This window comes from Burkholderia sp. E168m23, assembly GCF_016586125.1.
Classification (GTDB): Bacteria; Pseudomonadota; Gammaproteobacteria; order Burkholderiales; family Burkholderiaceae; genus Burkholderia; species Burkholderia orbicola.
This window is the reverse complement of record NZ_BCPP01000045.1, coordinates 1-15,860: the sequence shown is the minus strand read 5'-3', so window position 1 is coordinate 15,860 and position 15,860 is coordinate 1. Positions and strand designations below refer to the sequence as shown.

Genomic DNA, 15,860 nt, shown 5'->3' with positions numbered 1-15,860 from the left:
AGTTATACGACCGAGGCCGTGCTGTTCCTGTACGGGATCGCGGCGGGCGATCCGGGCCAGACGCCGCAGATGCTCGTCGGCGGGCTGCTCGGCGTGCTCGGCGGGGCGGGGCTCGGCTACGCGATGTACGCGGGCCTGCTGCAGATTCCGTTGAAGCGCCTGTTCTCCGTCACCAACGCGCTGATCGTGCTGCTCGCCGCGGGCATGGCGAGCCAGTGCGTCGGCTTCCTGCTGGCGGCCGGCCTCGTGCCGTCGTGGGGCGATGCGGTCTGGGACACGTCGTGGCTGCTCAAGGAATCGAGCATCGTCGGCAAGGCGCTGCATACGCTGATCGGCTATACCGCGCGGCCGGCGGGCATCCAGATCGCCGCGTACGTCGCGACGCTGGTCGCGATCGTCGTGCTGACACGGCTCGTCGGCCGGCCGCAGCAGACGGTGAGGCCGCCGCACGCCGCTGCGTGAGTGTTGCCGGGTTTCCGGGTTCGAATGAAAGAAGGGGCGTCATGGACGCCCCTTCTTTCATTTGCGGTGCGCGACGCGCCTGCGCTCGGTCAGCTGTGGTTGTCGATCCACGCGCGTGCCCATTCGAGCCCGGCATCGCGCGCGTCGTCTTCGGTATCGAACACGCCGAGCACGCCCGACGCCTCGACGAGCCGGTTGTTCTGCGTGATCGTGCCGCTCGCCGCGAAGCGCTCGGGCTGCATGATCTCGTCCTGCTGCAGGATCGCGTGGCCCCAGATCTGGTAGCCGTGGTAGGTCTGCGCTTCCATTATCGAGTCACCTCCGCCGAGCGGCCGTGCGTGCCGACCTGCAGCACGTTGCCGTCCGGCGTGTATTGACGCGGGATGTCGGAGAAGGTGAGCGCGCGCGTCGCGTCCGGCGCGGCCGGCTGCATCACCGTGAGACGCCCGGGCGCCGGTTGCGCGACGGGGCGCGGGGCGGCACGGGTTTCGGTCGCGGTGGCGGTCGGGCGGTGCGAGCCCGCTTTCACGGCCTGCGCGACGCGACGCTTGGGCGGTTTCGCGGCGGCTTTCGGCGTGGCGCTCGCGTGCTTCTCCGCGCTCTTGCCGGTACGCGCGTCGGCGCCCGGATGGGCAGTCGGCGTACGGGCATCCGGCGTACGGGCTGCCGGCTGCCGCGCCTCGGGCGGGTTCCAGACCTCGACATAGTGCTCGGCGGCCCAGCCCGTCGACGCGAACGTCAGCGCCAGCAATCCGCATCCAAACAGTCTTACCATTGTCTCTCCGTCATATTCGTTGCGGCGCGTCCGGTCGGGGCCGTGCAGGGGCATTCGGGGAAGCCGGCTCAGGAGAACACCTCGAGCCCGTGTTTCTCGACGATCTGGAGCATGCGCGCGGCGATGCCGCTCGGCCGCTTGTCGCCCTGTTCCCATTGGCGGATCGTCGACGTCGTCGTGTTCAGGTAGAGCGCGAACACGCTCTGGCTGACGTTGACCGACTTGCGGATGCGGGCGATCGCTTCCGGATCGAACTGCGGCGCGGCTTCGATGCAGAGATCGTCGTATTCCCGCATCGTCTTCTTGTCGATCAGTTGCGCACGATACAGGCCGGACGCGGCGCTGTGGATCGCCTCCGTCGCATCGCTCTTGAATCGACTCTTAGCCATTGCAAATCTCCACAAGCTCTTTCAGTGCGACCAGCGTCGCGATGTCGCTGTCGGTGTGTCGACCTACGTCCGCGGCGAGCTTTCTGAACGCGCGCAGTTCGCATGCGTCGATGTTGTCGTGGTCGCATTTCGCGAACAGGAACACGAACACCCACGTGTGCCCGACCTTGCCCAGCACGATCCCGCGCTGCCGATTGCCGTCGAGGCGCTTTTTCCAGACGTTGCCGCCGAGATCGACGCCCTGGCCGCGGGCCAGTTCCCGCACCGCGCGGCAGAGCTCGCCATCGGCGATTCCCGCTTTCCCGGCTGCCTTGTGAAACCACTTCGTCTTGAAGACGCGTCGTACGGAAGCAGACATGTCGAGCCGGTCAAGTTAGCACAGGATTATATACCACTACGTGGTACATATTTCGACCTGGCCAAACGGCCTGCCTCGCACCCGCAAGCGGTCGGGAGGGCCCGGCGAGGGCCCTCCCGTTGCCGCGTATTACTCCACCGTCACCGATTTCGCGAGGTTGCGCGGCTTGTCGACGTCGGTGCCGCGCGCACACGCGGTGTGATACGCGAGCAGTTGCAGCGGCACGACGTGCAGGATCGGCGACAGTTGCCCGTAGTGCTCCGGCATCCGGATCACGTGCAGGCCGTCGTCGTTGACGATCTGCGTGTCGGCATCGGCGAACACGTAGAGCTCGCCGCCGCGCGCACGCACTTCCTGCATGTTCGACTTCAGCTTCTCGAGCAGCGTGTCGTTCGGCGCGACCGTGACGACCGGCATCGCTTCCGTGACGAGCGCGAGCGGCCCGTGCTTCAGTTCGCCGGCCGGATAGGCCTCGGCGTGGATGTACGAGATTTCCTTCAGCTTCAACGCGCCTTCGAGCGCGATCGGGTAGTGCAGCCCGCGGCCGAGGAACAGCGCGTTTTCCTTGCGCGCGAATTCCTCCGACCACGCGATGATCTGCGGCTCGAGCGCGAGCACGCTGTTCAGCGCGGCCGGCAGATGGCGCAGCTCCTTCAGGAATTGCGCTTCCTGCGCGGCATCGACGTGCCCGCGCAGCTTGCCGAGCGTCGCGGCCAGCACGAACAGCGCGACGAGCTGGGTCGTGAATGCCTTCGTCGACGCGACGCCGATCTCGGTGCCCGCGTGCGTCAGGAACTGCATTTCGGTCAGGCGCACCATCGCGCTCGTCGCGACGTTGCAGACCGCGAGCGTGTGCGTGTGGCCGAGCGACTGCGCATGCTTGAGCGCGGCCAGCGTATCGGCCGTCTCGCCCGACTGCGAGATCACCAGCACGAGCTGGCGCGGGTTCGGCACCGACTCGCGATAGCGGTATTCGCTGGCGATCTCGACCTGGGTCGGGATCTTCGCGATCGATTCGAGCCAGTACTTCGCGGTGAGGCCCGAGTAGTAGCTCGTGCCGCACGCGAGGATCAGCAGGCTGTCGATGTCCGCGAACGCGGCGGGCGCGGCGTCGCCGAACAGCGTCGCGTCGAAGGCTTCCGTCTGCGGCACCGTGTCGCCGATCGCGCGCGGCTGCTCGAAGATTTCCTTCTGCATGAAGTGGCGATAGGGGCCGAGCTCGACCGCGCCGCCGTATGCGCTGACCACGCGGATTTCGCGCTGCACGGTGGCGCCGTGGCGATCGACGATCGTCACGCCGTCGAGCGACAGCTCGCACACGTCGCCTTCCTCGAGGAACGTGAAGCGGTCGGTGCTGCCCGCGAGCGCGAGCGCATCGGACGCGAGGAAGTTCTCGCCGTCGCCGTGACCGACGACGAGCGGCGAACCCTGGCGCGCGCCGACGACGGTGTGCGGCTGGTCCTTGTGGATCACGGCGATCGCGTATGCACCGTGCAGCTGCTGCACGGCTTCGCGCACCGCGTCGAACAGGTTGCCGCGGTACAGGCTGTGCACGAGGTGCGCGATCACTTCGGTGTCGGTCTGCGACACGAATTCGTAGCCCTTGGCCCGCAGCGCGTCGCGCAGCGGCTCGAAGTTCTCGATGATGCCGTTGTGCACGAGCGCGAGCGCGTTCGACGAGAAGATCGGGTGCGCGTTGTGCGTGACGGGCGCGCCGTGGGTGGCCCAGCGCGTGTGCGCGACGCCCGTCGTGCCTTCGAGGTGCGTCTCGCGCACCTGCGTGTCGAGATCGGCAACGCGCGCGACGCTGCGCGCGCGCTTCGGTGCGCCCGGCTCGAGCACGGCGACGCCGCACGAGTCGTAGCCACGGTATTCGAGGCGCCGCAATCCTTCGATCAGCACCGGAACGATATTACGCTGCGCAACTGCGCCGACAATGCCGCACATGAATGGTCAATCCTGTCAGTCGAAGCGGGCGCCGCGTGGGCGCCCGCAAAAGGTTCAGCTCTTCTTCTTGACCGGGCGGACGTAGCCGCTCTTCGCGGTCTGCGTCTTCTCGTTCAACGCGAGGACGCCCTCGGCCACGTCCTTCCAGATCGTCGTGCCGGCGGCGATCGTCACGCCGCGGCCGACGCGCACGGGCGCGACGAGCTGCGTGTCGGAGCCGACGAACACGTCGTCCTCGATCACGGTGCGGAACTTGTTCGCGCCGTCGTAGTTGCAGGTGATCGTGCCCGCGCCGATGTTCACGCGCGCGCCGATGTCGGCGTCGCCGATGTACGTGAGGTGGTTCGCCTTCGAGCCGTGGCCGATCACCGCGTTCTTCACCTCGACGAAGTTGCCGACGTGCGCTTCGTCCGCGAGCTGCGCGCCGGGGCGCAGCCGCGCGTACGGGCCGATCACGGTGTTCGCGCCGAGTTCGGCGCCGTCGATGTGCGTGAATGCGTCGATGCGCGTGCCGGCGCCGACCGACGCGTTGCGGATCACGCAGTTCGCGCCGATCGTCACGTTGTCGGCGAGCGTCACGTTGCCTTCGAACACGCAGTTCACGTCGATCGACACGTCGCGGCCGCAGCGCAGCGTGCCGCGCACGTCGACGCGCGCCGGATCGGCGAGCGTGACGCCGTCGACGAGCAGCGCGTCGGCGACGTTGCGCTGGTGAATGCGCTCGAGCTCCGCGAGCTGCGCCTTGCTGTTCACGCCGAGCGTTTCCCATTCGTCGTCGGGCTGCGACGTGACGACCTCGAAGCCGGCCTCGATCGCGAGTTCGACGACGTCGGTCAGGTAGTACTCGCCCTGCGCGTTTTCGTTCTTCAGCGCGCCGAGCCACATCGACAGCTGCGCCGTGGGCGTGACGATGATGCCGGTGTTGATCTCGGCGATCTTCAGCTCGTCCGGCGACGCATCCTTCTGCTCGACGATGCGCGTGACGAAGCCGGCCGCGTCGCGCACGATGCGGCCGTAGCCGGTCGGGTCGTCGAGCGTGACGGTGAGGATGCCGTAGCGGCCGTCGCGCGCGGCATCGACGAGACGCTGCAGCGTCGACGCACGGGTGAGCGGCACGTCGCCGTACAGCACGAGCGTCGGTTGCGCGGGATCGAGGAGCGGCAGCGCCTGGCGCACCGCGTGGCCGGTGCCGAGCTGCTCGGCCTGCACCGCGAACTGGACGTCGGGTGCGGCGACCGCAGCCTGAACCTGCTCGGCGCCGTGGCCGACGACGACGACGAGCCGGGATGGCTGCAGCGTGCGCGCGGTGTCGATGACGTGGGAGAGGAGCGGCCTGCCGGCCAGCGGGTGAAGCACTTTCGGCAGCGCGGAACGCATGCGCTTGCCGGTGCCTGCCGCCAAAATCACGATATTCATGGCGCGCGCGTGGGTCAGAGTTCGAAGCCGTCCATTTTAGCATGCGGCCCTTGTCGCTCCGGGCCTGTCGCGGCGGGGCGACAACGCCGAAACGAGGCCGCCGGCCCCGGTTTCGGCGGGTGTTCAGTCCCTGCTTACAGGTCGTCGAACTGGACGATCGAGATCGGTCGGGCGGCGCCCGGCGCCGCTGAGTCGTCACCCGATGCGCACGGTTCCTCGTCGAACGCGATGTCGCCTTGCGGATCGGCTTCGCCGGTGGCGCGCAGCGACTGGAACGGGTACAGCGTCGTGTCCATCAGGTGCGACGGCACGACCTTCGCGAGCGCGTTGAACATGTTCTCGACGCGGCCCGGGAAGCGCTTGTCCCAGTCGCGGATCAGCGCCTTCATTTCCGCGCGCTTCAGGTTCGGCTGGCTGCCGCACAGGTTGCACGGGATGATCGGGAATTCGCGCAGCTCCGCGTATTTCTCGAGATCGGTTTCCTTCACGTACGCGAGCGGGCGGATCACGATGTTCTTGCCGTCGTCCGACTGCAGCTTCGGCGGCATTCCCTTCAGCTTGCCACCGTAGAACATGTTCAGCAGCAGCGTCTGCACGATGTCGTCGCGATGATGGCCGAGCGCGATCTTGGTCGCGCCGAGCTCGCCGGCCACGCGGTACAGGATGCCGCGGCGCAGCCGCGAGCACAGCGAGCACGTCGTCTTGCCTTCCGGCACAAGCCGCTTGACGATGCTGTAGGTGTCCTGGTTCTCGATGTGGAACGGCACGCCGACCTGCTTCAGGTATTCGGGCAGCACGTGCTCGGGGAAGCCCGGCTGCTTCTGGTCGAGGTTCACCGCGACGATGTCGAAGTCGATCGGCGCGCGTTCGCGCAGGCGCAGCAGCACGTCGAGCATCGCGTAACTGTCCTTGCCGCCCGACAGGCACACCATCACCTTGTCGCCCTGCTCGATCATGTTGTAGTCGCCGATCGCCTGGCCGACCTGGCGCACGATCCGCTTGAACAGCTTGTTGTTCTCGTACGCTTCCTTCTGCTCGCGGCGTGTCAGCGCGGGGCGGCCGGTCGGCGCGGCGGCGTCGTCCAGCGTGGCGGCGTCGGCCGTCGTGTCGTTCATGTGGGGGGCGTTCATTGGCGCTCCTCGTCCTTGATGCGAAAGACTTCGACGCCGACGGCGTCGCAGTCCGGATAGGCGTCCGGTTTCTCGGTACGGACACGTACCGCGCGCACGGTATCGTGCGCCAGCAGGTGCGCGGCGATCGAATCGCACAGCGTTTCCTGCAGGTGGATGTGGCCGCGCGCCAGGCTCTGCGCGACGCTCTGCTTCATCAGGTCGTAGTCGACGACTTCGTGCAGCCGGTCGTCGACGGGGGTGGACAGCGCGAGCGGCACGAACAGGTCGATGTTGATGACGACGCGTTGCTCGCCGCGCTTCTCGTGTTCGAAGGCCCCGATGTTGATGTGCACCTCGTAGTCGCGCAGGTAGAGCCTGCGGCAATCCGCGAGGCGGGGGTGCAGGAGAGCGGAAAACATGGTCGTCCCAGTCAAATTGGCGTGCGCGCACGCAAAGCGGCGCGGGCGGCGGCGCTCAGGCCGCACCCGCGCGGTTCATTCATTCGGGCCGGCGGCGGGCGGCACCAGGTGCTCGCCGCCGTCGACGGTCAGCGTCGCACCCGTCACGCCGGGCGCGCTCGCGAGATAGCAGGCGGCCGCCGCGATGTCGTCCGCGTGCGGCGCGTGGCCGCGCACGAGCGCCGCGACCCGCACCTTCGGTGCGAGCGCCAGCGCGAGCGCCGACGTCGCGCGGTTCAACGCGGCCTGCATCAGCGCGTGCGACAGCTGCGCCGGTGCCGGGTGAAACAGGGCCTGATCCAGTACGTGGATCGCGCACGCGCGCAGCGTTTCGTCGTCGCGCGCGGCGTCGGGCGTCGCATCGGCGAGCGCGCGGGCCAGCGCGAGCGGCGCGGTCACGTTGCGCGCCAGCGCGGCGGCGAGCGACGCGCCGTCCACCGTGTGCGCGTCGTCGGCGCCTGCGCTGGCGCTGACGAACACCGCGCACGCGGGCCGGCCGAGCGCTTCGCCGCATGCGGCGACGAGGGCCGCGGCATCGGCTTCCAGGGCCGGATCGGCGTCGAGCACGGCCGCGCGGCGGCCCAGCGCCGCGACTTCGGCGACGAGCGCGTCGGCGGCCGCGCGCGGCGCGCCGTGGCTGCGCTGCAGCGCGACGTCCCAGCCGCGGCGGGCGAAGCCCGTCGCGAGCGCACGGCCGATCGACGCGGCGTCGGCCGCGCTGCCCAGGGCGCCCGTGACGAGCACCACGCGTGGGGTCGACGTATCGGCTGAAACGGTCATTTACAATGCCGGGATGAACCCGAAAGCTCACGAACCCGCTAGTTTACCTGCTCCCGGCCCTGACGCGCTCGCGCAGTCCGAAACCCTCGCCGCGCAACTGCGCGACGAGATCGCGGCGGCCGGTGGCTGGCTGTCGTTCGACCGCTTCATGGAACGCGCGCTGTATGCGCCGGGCCTCGGCTATTACAGCGGCGGCGCGCGCAAGTTCGGTCGCCGCGCCGACGACGGCAGTGACTTCGTCACCGCGCCCGAGCTGTCGCCGCTGTTCGCGCAGACGCTCGCGCAACCGGTGGCCGAGGCGCTCGCGGCGAGCGGCACGCGCCGCGTGATGGAGTTCGGCGCCGGCACCGGCAAGCTCGCGGCCGGGCTGCTCGCGGCGCTCGACGCGCTCGGCGCCGAACTCGACGAATACCTGATCGTCGACCTGTCCGGCGAGTTGCGCGAACGGCAGCGCGACACGATCGAAGCCGCGGTGCCGGCGCTGGCCGCGAAGGTGCGCTGGCTCGACGCGCTGCCCGAGCGGTTCGACGGCGTCGTGGTCGGCAACGAGGTGCTCGACGCGATGCCGGTGCGCCTCTTCGCGAAGGCGGATGGCGCCTGGCGCGAGCGCGGCGTCGCGCTCGACGCGCGGCACGCGTTCGTGTTCGACGACCGGCCGGTCGGCGCGGCCGGCCTGCCGGCGGTGCTCGCGCCGCTGGACGTCGGCGACGGCTACGTGACCGAAACGCACGAGGCCGCGCTCGCGTTCACGCGCACCGTCTGCACGATGCTCGGCCGCGGCGCGGTGCTGCTCATCGACTACGGTTTTCCCGCGCACGAGTACTACCATCCGCAGCGCGACCGCGGCACGCTGATGTGCCACTACCGTCACCACGCGCACGACGATCCGTTCGTCTACCCGGGCCTGCAGGACCTCACCGCGCACGTCGAATTCACCGGCATCTATGAGGCGGCGGTCGCCACCGGCGTCGACTTGCTCGGCTACACGTCGCAGGCGCGCTTTCTGTTGAATGCGGGCATCACCGACGCGCTGGCCGCGATCGATCCGTCCGACGTCCGCGCGTTCCTGCCGGCCGCGAACGCGGTGCAGAAGCTGATCTCGGAAGCCGAAATGGGCGAGCTGTTCAAGGTGATCGCGTTTTCGCGCGGGATCGACGGCACGCTCGACGCGTTCGCGCGCGGCGACCGCTCGCACGCGCTCTGACGGGCCAGGGCCTGTTTCCATATGGAACGCACATGCTCCGCTGGCTATTGACGACGTTCATCGCGGTGATGATCCTGACGCGCTGCTGGCCTTGGCTCGGCAAGCTCGGCATCGGGCGGATGCCGGGCGACGTCACGCTGACGCTCGGCGGGCGGCGCTACCCGTTCCCGTTCATGTCGACGCTGGTGCTGACGATGCTGGTCTCGATGGTGGCGCGGCTGCTCTGAGCCGAACACGGCGCGGCCGGGCCGCGGCGCGCGCATGACAGTTCGCGCGTTACAGCTCGATTTCGCCGAGGATCCGGTGCGCAAGCGCCTTCGCTTCCTCGAACGCTTCTTCCTCGCTCGAACTCGTCGTGTGAACGTCGTAGCGCATGTTCTCCGTCTCGTCGCCGTCGTCCCGCGCGAGGATCACGTAGCCCTGAAATTCGCCGTTGTCCGCGCGGTGCGTATGCGCCTTGGCCGTGTAGATGCCTTTGGTGAACGTGTTCGTGTCCATCGTGCTCTCCCGCGAAAAGGACACTTCATCGTAGCACTGCGGCGCAACATGTACAGCGCCGCTTATCGGTGACCGATCGGCGATCGGCCACCGTATTGCCTGCGTCGTTCCTTCAACGTCCGTTCATCCTTCGAGCAGCGCGACGACCTCGTCGAGCGTCGGCGCGTGCGCGCCCGTATGCCGGCACGCGGCGGCGCCGGCCGCCACCGCGAACGCGAGATGCTCGCGCCAGCCGCGCTGCGGCGCGGCCATCAGGCTGAACAGCAGGCCGCCGATCGACGCGTCGCCCGCGCCGACGGTGTCGGCCACCTCCACGCGCGGCGGGCTGGCTTCGTGCACGTCGCCGTCCGCGTAGAGCGTCGCCGTCTGCGCGCCGCGCGTGACGAGCACCGCCGCCCGCGGGTTCAGCGCGCGCACGGCCGCGATCGCGTCGGGGCCGTCGCCGCCGAACAGGTGCCGCAGGTCTTCGTCGGACACCTTGATCAGGTCGGCGAGGGCGGCCATCTTCTCCAGCGTCGGCCGGTACGCGGCCGTCATCAGGTTCCGCACGTTCGGATCGAAGCTGATCTTCACGCCGCGCGCGTGCAAATCGGCCGCGAGCGCGGCCAGCGTGCCCGCGAGCGGTTCGCGCACGAGGCTGATGCAGCCGAAATGCGCCCATTGCACGTGCTCGGTCCAGCCGGCCGGCAGCCGCGCCGGGTCGAACGCGAGATCGGCGCTCGCTTCGCCGATGAAGAAGTACGCGGGCGGGCGCGTCTCGTGGACGATCGCGAGCAGCGGCGGCCGCGCGACCCGTTGCAGGAAGCGCAGGTCGAGGCCGGCCGCTTCGCTCGTGTGCCACAGCACGTCGGAGAAGCAGTCTTCGCCGATCGAGCCGGCGAGCGCGCTCGGCACGCCGAGCCGGGCGACCGCGCGCGCGACGTTCCAGCCGGCGCCGCCCGGCACCGACGTCCACTGCGCGTCGCCCGCGCGCACCATGTCGGTCAGGATGTCGCCCGCCGACACGAAAGCCGGAAACGTGCCGCCGCTCATTGCGTCGGCTCGCTGCGTTGCGTGCGCGCGAGGGTCGCGAGCACGTCGTAGCAGGCGCCCATCGTGTGATAGTCGGTCTTGCCGGCCGGGCTCTTCTCGTCGCTGTACTTGCGGTTGTCGCAGGTGAGGATCCGGTACCACGCACCGTAGCGGTGATCGACGAAATGCGCCCAGCTGTAGCGCCAGATCTCGTCATACCAGTCCCAGAAGCGTTCGCTGCCGGTGCGCGCGCCGAGCATCGCGGCCGCCGCGAAGGTTTCCGCCTGCACCCAGAAATACTTGTTGTGGTCGCAGATCGTGAAGTCGGGGCCGAAGCCGTAGCAGAGGCCGCCGTGATCGGCGTCCCACGCGTGCGTGAGCGCCGCGTCGAACAGCTCGGCCGCGCGCGGCGCGAGCCAGTCGAGCGGGCGGTGCCGCTCGAGGATCAGCAGCAGCTTCGCCCATTCGGTCTGGTGCCCGGGCTGGAAGCCCCACGGCCGGAAGATGTTCGAGCTGTCTTCCTTGTTGTAGTCCCAGTCGACCGACCAGTCCGCATGGTAGTGCTCCCACACGAGGCCGCCCGACAGCGCGGCCTGGCGCTGCGTGATGTGCGAGGCGAGTTTTTCCGCGCGATCGAGGTACGTGAGGTGGCCGGTCGCCTCGTAGGCGGCGAGCAGCGCTTCCGTCATGTGCATGTTCGCGTTCTGGCCGCGATACGACGACACGATCCAGTTCGGCGTCGCGTCGTCCGCATACAGGCCCGCGGCCGCATCCCAGAAGCGATGCTCGGCGAGCTCGTAGGTGGCCGCGATCAGCGGGCGCGCTTCGTCGATGCCGGCCATCGTCGCGTGCGCGGCCGCGAGCAGCACGAACGCGAGCCCGTAGCAGTGGCGCGTGCCGTCGAGCGTCGCGCGCTTGCCGCCGTCGCGCCAGTCGAGTTCCCAGTCGTAGCCCTGCAGCGCGTCGTCCCAGTGCGCGTCGCGCAGGAAGCGCAGCCCGTGGCGCGCGTAGTCCAGGTGGCGCGGATCGCCGAAGTGGCGGTACGCCATCGCGTAGTTGAAGACGAACCGGCAGGTGCTGACGAGGTGGCGCGACGTGCGGTTGTAGATGCTGCCGTCGTCGCGGAAGTAATGGTAGAAGCCGCCGGTCGGGTCGAATGCGTTGGTCGCATAGAAGCGCAGCGTGTCTTCGATGTGCGACAGCAGGAACGACGGATCGCGGAAGCTCGCGACGAACGGTACGGCGGGCGTGTGGGCGGCCGGCGCGGCCGTGCAGGGTTGGACCGGGGGCATGTTCATGATTCGGTGGCCGTTACGGTATCGAGTGCCGGGGAGCCGGCGGGCTGGCTGCTGGCCCGCACGATCAGCTCGACGGGCAGGGAAATCTCGGTGCGCTCGGGCGCGTCGGCGAGCAGCAGCTCGACGCCGCGGCGGCCGAGCGCTTCCTTGTCGACCGCGAGCGTCGTGAGCGGCGGGTTCGCGTGCGCGGCGGCCGGGATGTCGTCGAAGCCGACGATCGCGATGTCGTCCGGAATCCGCAGGCCGCGCGCGATGCACACGCGCTGCGCGGCCAGCGCGGCCGCGTCGTTATATGCGAACACGGCTTCGGGCCGCGGGCCGGGCGCGTCGAGCAGTTGCTCCATCGCACGCGCGGCGCCCGTGTCCGGGTCGAGCCCCGCGTCGATCGTCACTTCGTACGCGGGATCGAACAGCCGCCCGGCTTCGAAGAACGCGCGCCGGTAGCCGATCGCGCGCTGCGCGATGCTGTAGTGCGCGGCCGAGCCGCCGATGAAGGCGATCCGCGAACGGCCGGTGGCGAGCAGATGGCGCATCGCGAGCGCCGCGCCCGTCGCGTTGTCGATGTTGACCGAGCGCAGCCCGGGCGCCCACAGGTCGATCAGCACGAGCGGCCGGCCGGTGGCGGCGAGCGCCTCGATCGTCTCGGGCTCGATGAAGCCGGCGACCGCGATCGCGTCGGGCGCGTGCGGGCGCATCTGGCGCAGCACGTCGTCGTTCGGGCCGACCGTGAGCAGCGTCGGCACGATGCCGCGTTCGCGGCACGCGTCCTCGACGCCGTGCAGCACGTGCGAGAAGAACGGGCTCGCGGGAAAGCGGTTGTGCTGGCGGTGCAGCAGGAAGGTGAGCCGGCGGATGCGCGGCCGCAGCTGGGCGGGATCGTAGCCGAGCTGCTGGGCGATCCCGACGATGCGCGCACGCGTGGTTTCGGACAGGCCGGGCTGGTTTTTCAGCGCGCGGGAGACGGTGCCGATCGAGACCTCTGCTGCCCGCGCCACATCGCGAATGGTCGTACCCATCGTTCGGGGTCCGGTTTGTTTAGGTTGAAAGCGATTGTATAGTAAAACGGATGGCGGAATTCGGGCCGGATAACCGGGGAATACCCGCGAATAACGGGTTTTTAAGCGCTAATCTGCGAAAACGCTGTTACTAAAAATACTAAACAAAACGCGAAAAAGGCAAGGTGGGGGTGCGGGTGTCTGGCGGCGGATGGTGCCGCTGGAAAAGGGCAACAGCGCGGCTGCGGGGCAGGGGCGAGCATGAGGGCGCGGCGCCCTTGGCCTGCGCGCGTGACGACGACGTGCCGTTGCGCAACGGCCGAACCTTGCGCCGCCTCGCATCGGCCCCGTCGCACGATGCGCAGGTGCTTCCGTGTCCGTGCATCCCCGGCGACTGCGCGCCGTTCAGCCCGCCACCGCCACGGCCGGCGGTTCGCCGCGATCGCGCAGCGCGGCGCGGCCGGCATCGAGATCGACCACCGCGAGCCCGTCCGGCTGCTGCTTCGCCCGCCGCTTCGCGAGCGCCGCGACCGACGCGATCTCGTCGCTGCCGTAGCGTTTCGCGCCGTGCGCGCCGGCCGGCACGCCGACCGCGCCGATCGCCATCGTCACGAAGCCGAAGAACGCCGGATTGCCGCGGCGGTCCTCGCCGCGCAGCCCGCCCGCCTGCCGGTCGACCTGCGTGTAGAAGAGTTGCGCGCCGTCGTTGAAGCGCGCGATCGCGTCGGCGGCGCGCTCGCGCCAGTCGTCGCGCTGGAACAGCACGAGGAAATCGTCGCCGCCGACGTGGCCGAGAAAGTCGCGTTGCGGATCGCACACGCCGGCCAGCACCGTCGCGGCGAACTTCAGCACTTCGTCGCCCTGCCAGTAGCCGTACTGGTCGTTGAACGGCTTGAACTGGTTCAGGTCGACGTAGCACGCGTGAAAGCCGGCGTCGCGCTGGAGCAGGCGGTCGATGTGCGCGCTGATCGGGATGTTGCCGGGCAGGAAGGTCAGCGGATTCGCGTAGCGCGCGGCCTCGATGCGCATCTCGGTCACCGCGCGTACCAGGCTCTCGCCGGTGCCGAGCCCGACATAGCGGCCGTGCTCGGTGATCACGAAGCCGTCGGCGAGATAGCGCTGGTCGTGGCTCGCGAGCAGCATCGCGAGCTGCTCGAAGGTGGTCGCGTTGTCGATCATCAGCGGCGCGTCGTTCGCGAACTGAAGGCACGGTTTCTTGCCGAACACCTCGCGGTGATACGGCAGCGCGAAGCGGTCGATGAAGCCGCGCCGATTCACGAGCGCGACCGGCCGCCCGCGTTCCACGAGCGCGACCGCGTGCAGGTCGGGCATCCGGTTGAACAGCTCGAGCACGTCGTTGCTGGTCGCGTCGCGCGGCAGCGCCGGGGCGGGCACGAGCATCTTCCCGGCGATCGTGCCGGCCGGCCGCACCGCGCGCGTCACGCCGGGAAACACCGCGATGTGCGGCGCGCGGATCGCGTCGCGCGCGGCCGGCGCGACCACCCGCGACGGCTGCGCGTTCGGCCGGCCGAGCAGGAAGCCCTGCACGCAGCAGATGCCCATGTCGCGCACGACGATCAGGTCGCATTCGTTCTCGATGCCTTCCGCGATCAGCTTCGCGCCGCTCGCCTGCGCGAAGTGCTGCATCGCCTTCACGGCTTCGAACTTGAGCGGATCGCGCGCGATGTCGTGGATGAAGAAGCGGTCGATCTTCACGACGTCCGGATGCAGGCGCAGCCACAGGTTCATGCTGGCGTTCGCGGTGCCGTAGTCGTCGAGCGCGAACTGGATGCCGGCGTCGCGCAACGATGCGACCGCCGGCCCGATGTCCGCGAGATCGGGAATCGCGTTCTGCTCGGTGAGCTCGATCACGATGCGCTCCGCGCCGATCCGCGCGCGGCCGAGGAATTGACGTGCGCGCTCGCGTTCGCTGGCGAGCGTGAGGATGGTGCCCGCGCTGAAATTGAGGAACAACTTGCCGTCGCAGCCGAGCGCCGCGAACGCGTCGAGGCAGGTGAGCGCGGCGGCCCGTTCGAGCGCGATGGTTTCGCCGTCGCGCGCGGCCTGCGCGAACAGCGCGGCCGGCGGCTCGAGGTCGGTGCCGCGCGGGCCGCGGATCAGCCCTTCGTAACCGATGACCGTCCCCGATCCGAGGTCGACGATCGGCTGGAACACGGCGGCGAGCGCGCGTTCCGCGATCAGGCGCGTAGTGCGGGCGACAGCGGAATCGGAAGGGAGCGCGGGCATGGGCGAGGGCAGCCGAATCGACGGGACGCCCGGCTTAACGGCACCGCTCGCGGAGAGTTGAATGAAGATTTCGTGACACGAGGGGGCGTTGCCGGTGCATCGCGCCGGGCCCGCGCGGGCGCATGGTGCGAAGGGGGCGGACGGGAGGCTGCGTGTGAAAGGCGGAGGGCCGGGTGCGGAAGGCGGGAGGCGGGAGGCGGAAGGCGGAAGGCCGCCACCGGCGGCCCTCCTGCCCCCCGACGCGTCAGCGCTTGCCCGTGCTCAGCGCACCCGACGCGGCTGCCGTGTCGCCCTCGTCGTGCTCGCCGCTCGTGTCGCGTGCGCCCCAGCGCTGCGCGAGCGCCGCGCACGCCATCAGCTGGATCTGGTGGAACAGCATCAGCGGCAGCACGATCGCGCCGACCGCGTTCGCCGAGAAGATCACCTTCGCCATCGGCACGCCGGCCGCGAGGCTCTTCTTCGAGCCGCAGAAGATGATCGTGATCTGGTCCGCGCGGTTGAAGCCGAGCCGCTTGCTGACGAACGCGGTCAGCAGCAGCGCGATCGCGAGCAGCACGAGGTTGACGACCAGCAGGCCGCCGAGCGCGCGCGGCGGAATCTGGTGCCACAGCCCTTCGTTGACGGCCTCGCTGAACGCGACGTAGACGACCAGCAGGATCGAGCCCTGGTCGACGAAGCGCAGCACGCCGCGATTGCGGTCGATCCAGCCGCCGATCACGGGCCGCAGCAGCTGGCCGGCGATGAACGGCACGAGCAGCTGCATCACGATGCTGCCGACGGTGCTCCACGGCGACGCCGCGGCGGCCGACTGCGACGTGATCATCAGCCCGACGAGCGCCGGCGTGACGAAGATCCCGAGCAGGCTCGACGCGGAGGCCGCGCACACGGCGGCCGGCACGTTGCCCTTGGC

General features: G+C 69.3%; 18 protein-coding genes. 3 read left to right on the top strand and 15 right to left on the bottom strand.

What is annotated here, in order from left to right:
• The coding region (locus JMF90_RS04310) for an FTR1 family protein (protein WP_201324967.1) at positions 1-462 on the top strand (462 nt) is incomplete at its 5' end.
• A gap of 89 nt (positions 463-551) precedes the next feature.
• Here the strand turns inward: JMF90_RS04310 and JMF90_RS04305 are convergent.
• From JMF90_RS04305 to JMF90_RS04265, 9 genes are all read right to left on the bottom strand, one after another.
• Positions 552-770 carry a hypothetical protein gene (locus JMF90_RS04305; protein ID WP_006477594.1) on the bottom strand — a complete coding sequence of 73 codons (219 nt, stop codon included), beginning with the start codon at positions 768-770 and terminating at the stop codon, positions 552-554.
• Positions 770-1,237 carry a hypothetical protein gene (locus JMF90_RS04300; protein ID WP_054928125.1) on the bottom strand — a complete coding sequence of 156 codons (468 nt, stop codon included), beginning with the start codon at positions 1,235-1,237 and terminating at the stop codon, positions 770-772. The genes JMF90_RS04305 and JMF90_RS04300 overlap by 1 nt, the downstream gene beginning before the upstream one ends.
• A 68-nt stretch (positions 1,238-1,305) precedes the next feature.
• Positions 1,306-1,626 (bottom strand): DNA-binding transcriptional regulator, encoded by a 321-nt coding sequence (locus JMF90_RS04295; RefSeq protein WP_006477596.1) that lies wholly within the window; start codon positions 1,624-1,626, stop codon positions 1,306-1,308.
• Positions 1,619-1,984: a type II toxin-antitoxin system RelE/ParE family toxin gene (locus tag JMF90_RS04290; RefSeq protein ID WP_054928124.1), complete on the bottom strand. Its 366-nt coding sequence runs from the start codon at positions 1,982-1,984 to the stop codon at positions 1,619-1,621. The genes JMF90_RS04295 and JMF90_RS04290 overlap by 8 nt, the downstream gene beginning before the upstream one ends.
• A 129-nt stretch (positions 1,985-2,113) precedes the next feature.
• Positions 2,114-3,931 carry a glutamine--fructose-6-phosphate transaminase (isomerizing) gene (gene glmS / locus JMF90_RS04285; protein ID WP_012329366.1) on the bottom strand — a complete coding sequence of 606 codons (1,818 nt, stop codon included), beginning with the start codon at positions 3,929-3,931 and terminating at the stop codon, positions 2,114-2,116.
• Between the two features lie 54 nt (positions 3,932-3,985).
• Positions 3,986-5,347: a bifunctional UDP-N-acetylglucosamine diphosphorylase/glucosamine-1-phosphate N-acetyltransferase GlmU gene (glmU, locus tag JMF90_RS04280; protein WP_054928123.1), complete on the bottom strand. Its 1,362-nt coding sequence runs from the start codon at positions 5,345-5,347 to the stop codon at positions 3,986-3,988.
• 134 nt (positions 5,348-5,481) lie between these two features.
• On the bottom strand, positions 5,482-6,477 hold the full coding sequence (gene ttcA / locus JMF90_RS04275) for a tRNA 2-thiocytidine(32) synthetase TtcA (RefSeq protein ID WP_054928122.1): 996 nt from the start codon (positions 6,475-6,477) through the stop codon (positions 5,482-5,484).
• Positions 6,474-6,878, bottom strand: a complete 405-nt coding sequence (locus JMF90_RS04270; RefSeq protein WP_011546380.1) for a dihydroneopterin aldolase — start codon at positions 6,876-6,878, stop codon at positions 6,474-6,476. The genes ttcA and JMF90_RS04270 overlap by 4 nt, the downstream gene beginning before the upstream one ends.
• 75 nt (positions 6,879-6,953) lie before the next feature.
• The gene (locus JMF90_RS04265; protein ID WP_053525185.1) at positions 6,954-7,697 is read right to left on the bottom strand and encodes an SDR family oxidoreductase; all 744 of its coding nucleotides are present in this window, start codon (positions 7,695-7,697) and stop codon (positions 6,954-6,956) included.
• Between the two features lie 13 nt (positions 7,698-7,710).
• Between JMF90_RS04265 and JMF90_RS04260 the strand changes: the two genes are divergently transcribed.
• Positions 7,711-8,901 carry a class I SAM-dependent methyltransferase gene (locus tag JMF90_RS04260; protein WP_011546378.1) on the top strand — a complete coding sequence of 397 codons (1,191 nt, stop codon included), beginning with the start codon at positions 7,711-7,713 and terminating at the stop codon, positions 8,899-8,901.
• A 32-nt stretch (positions 8,902-8,933) separates the two neighbouring features.
• Positions 8,934-9,128 carry a DUF2905 domain-containing protein gene (locus JMF90_RS04255; RefSeq protein WP_011546377.1) on the top strand — a complete coding sequence of 65 codons (195 nt, stop codon included), beginning with the start codon at positions 8,934-8,936 and terminating at the stop codon, positions 9,126-9,128.
• Between the two features lie 49 nt (positions 9,129-9,177).
• Here JMF90_RS04255 and JMF90_RS04250 read toward each other — a convergent pair whose 3' ends face one another.
• From JMF90_RS04250 to JMF90_RS04225, 6 genes are all read right to left on the bottom strand, one after another.
• Positions 9,178-9,399 (bottom strand): hypothetical protein, encoded by a 222-nt coding sequence (locus JMF90_RS04250; RefSeq protein ID WP_006484657.1) that lies wholly within the window; start codon positions 9,397-9,399, stop codon positions 9,178-9,180.
• 123 nt (positions 9,400-9,522) lie between these two features.
• Positions 9,523-10,431: a carbohydrate kinase gene (locus tag JMF90_RS04245; RefSeq protein WP_054928121.1), complete on the bottom strand. Its 909-nt coding sequence runs from the start codon at positions 10,429-10,431 to the stop codon at positions 9,523-9,525.
• Positions 10,428-11,708, bottom strand: coding sequence for an AGE family epimerase/isomerase (locus tag JMF90_RS04240; protein WP_011694428.1), 1,281 nt, complete (start codon positions 11,706-11,708; stop codon positions 10,428-10,430). The genes JMF90_RS04245 and JMF90_RS04240 overlap by 4 nt, the downstream gene beginning before the upstream one ends.
• A complete protein-coding gene (locus JMF90_RS04235; RefSeq protein ID WP_012329358.1) occupies positions 11,705-12,724 on the bottom strand; it encodes a LacI family DNA-binding transcriptional regulator in 1,020 nt (339 codons plus the stop codon). The genes JMF90_RS04240 and JMF90_RS04235 overlap by 4 nt, the downstream gene beginning before the upstream one ends.
• Before the next feature lie 384 nt (positions 12,725-13,108).
• On the bottom strand, positions 13,109-14,950 hold the full coding sequence (locus JMF90_RS04230; protein ID WP_201317031.1) for a phosphodiesterase: 1,842 nt from the start codon (positions 14,948-14,950) through the stop codon (positions 13,109-13,111).
• 244 nt (positions 14,951-15,194) lie between these two features.
• Positions 15,195-15,860, bottom strand: a 666-nt coding sequence (locus JMF90_RS04225; RefSeq protein ID WP_201324966.1) for a bile acid:sodium symporter, incomplete at its 5' end; no start/stop codon positions are given.

What these genes read in the sequence shown, in the direction of transcription:
- JMF90_RS04305 (WP_006477594.1), bottom strand. Translation starts at nt 770, where the DNA reads ATGGAAGCGCAGACCTACCACGGCTACCAGATCTGGGGCCACGCGATC.
- JMF90_RS04300 (WP_054928125.1), bottom strand. Translation starts at nt 1,237, where the DNA reads ATGGTAAGACTGTTTGGATGCGGATTGCTGGCGCTGACGTTCGCGTCG.
- JMF90_RS04295 (WP_006477596.1), bottom strand. Translation starts at nt 1,626, where the DNA reads ATGGCTAAGAGTCGATTCAAGAGCGATGCGACGGAGGCGATCCACAGC.
- JMF90_RS04290 (WP_054928124.1), bottom strand. Translation starts at nt 1,984, where the DNA reads ATGTCTGCTTCCGTACGACGCGTCTTCAAGACGAAGTGGTTTCACAAG.
- glmS (WP_012329366.1), bottom strand. Translation starts at nt 3,931, where the DNA reads ATGTGCGGCATTGTCGGCGCAGTTGCGCAGCGTAATATCGTTCCGGTG.
- glmU (WP_054928123.1), bottom strand. Translation starts at nt 5,347, where the DNA reads ATGAATATCGTGATTTTGGCGGCAGGCACCGGCAAGCGCATGCGTTCC.
- ttcA (WP_054928122.1), bottom strand. Translation starts at nt 6,477, where the DNA reads ATGAACGCCCCCCACATGAACGACACGACGGCCGACGCCGCCACGCTG.
- JMF90_RS04270 (WP_011546380.1), bottom strand. Translation starts at nt 6,878, where the DNA reads ATGTTTTCCGCTCTCCTGCACCCCCGCCTCGCGGATTGCCGCAGGCTC.
- JMF90_RS04265 (WP_053525185.1), bottom strand. Translation starts at nt 7,697, where the DNA reads ATGACCGTTTCAGCCGATACGTCGACCCCACGCGTGGTGCTCGTCACG.
- JMF90_RS04260 (WP_011546378.1), top strand. Translation starts at nt 7,711, where the DNA reads ATGAACCCGAAAGCTCACGAACCCGCTAGTTTACCTGCTCCCGGCCCT.
- JMF90_RS04255 (WP_011546377.1), top strand. Translation starts at nt 8,934, where the DNA reads ATGCTCCGCTGGCTATTGACGACGTTCATCGCGGTGATGATCCTGACG.
- JMF90_RS04250 (WP_006484657.1), bottom strand. Translation starts at nt 9,399, where the DNA reads ATGGACACGAACACGTTCACCAAAGGCATCTACACGGCCAAGGCGCAT.
- JMF90_RS04245 (WP_054928121.1), bottom strand. Translation starts at nt 10,431, where the DNA reads ATGAGCGGCGGCACGTTTCCGGCTTTCGTGTCGGCGGGCGACATCCTG.
- JMF90_RS04240 (WP_011694428.1), bottom strand. Translation starts at nt 11,708, where the DNA reads ATGAACATGCCCCCGGTCCAACCCTGCACGGCCGCGCCGGCCGCCCAC.
- JMF90_RS04235 (WP_012329358.1), bottom strand. Translation starts at nt 12,724, where the DNA reads ATGGGTACGACCATTCGCGATGTGGCGCGGGCAGCAGAGGTCTCGATC.
- JMF90_RS04230 (WP_201317031.1), bottom strand. Translation starts at nt 14,950, where the DNA reads ATGCCCGCGCTCCCTTCCGATTCCGCTGTCGCCCGCACTACGCGCCTG.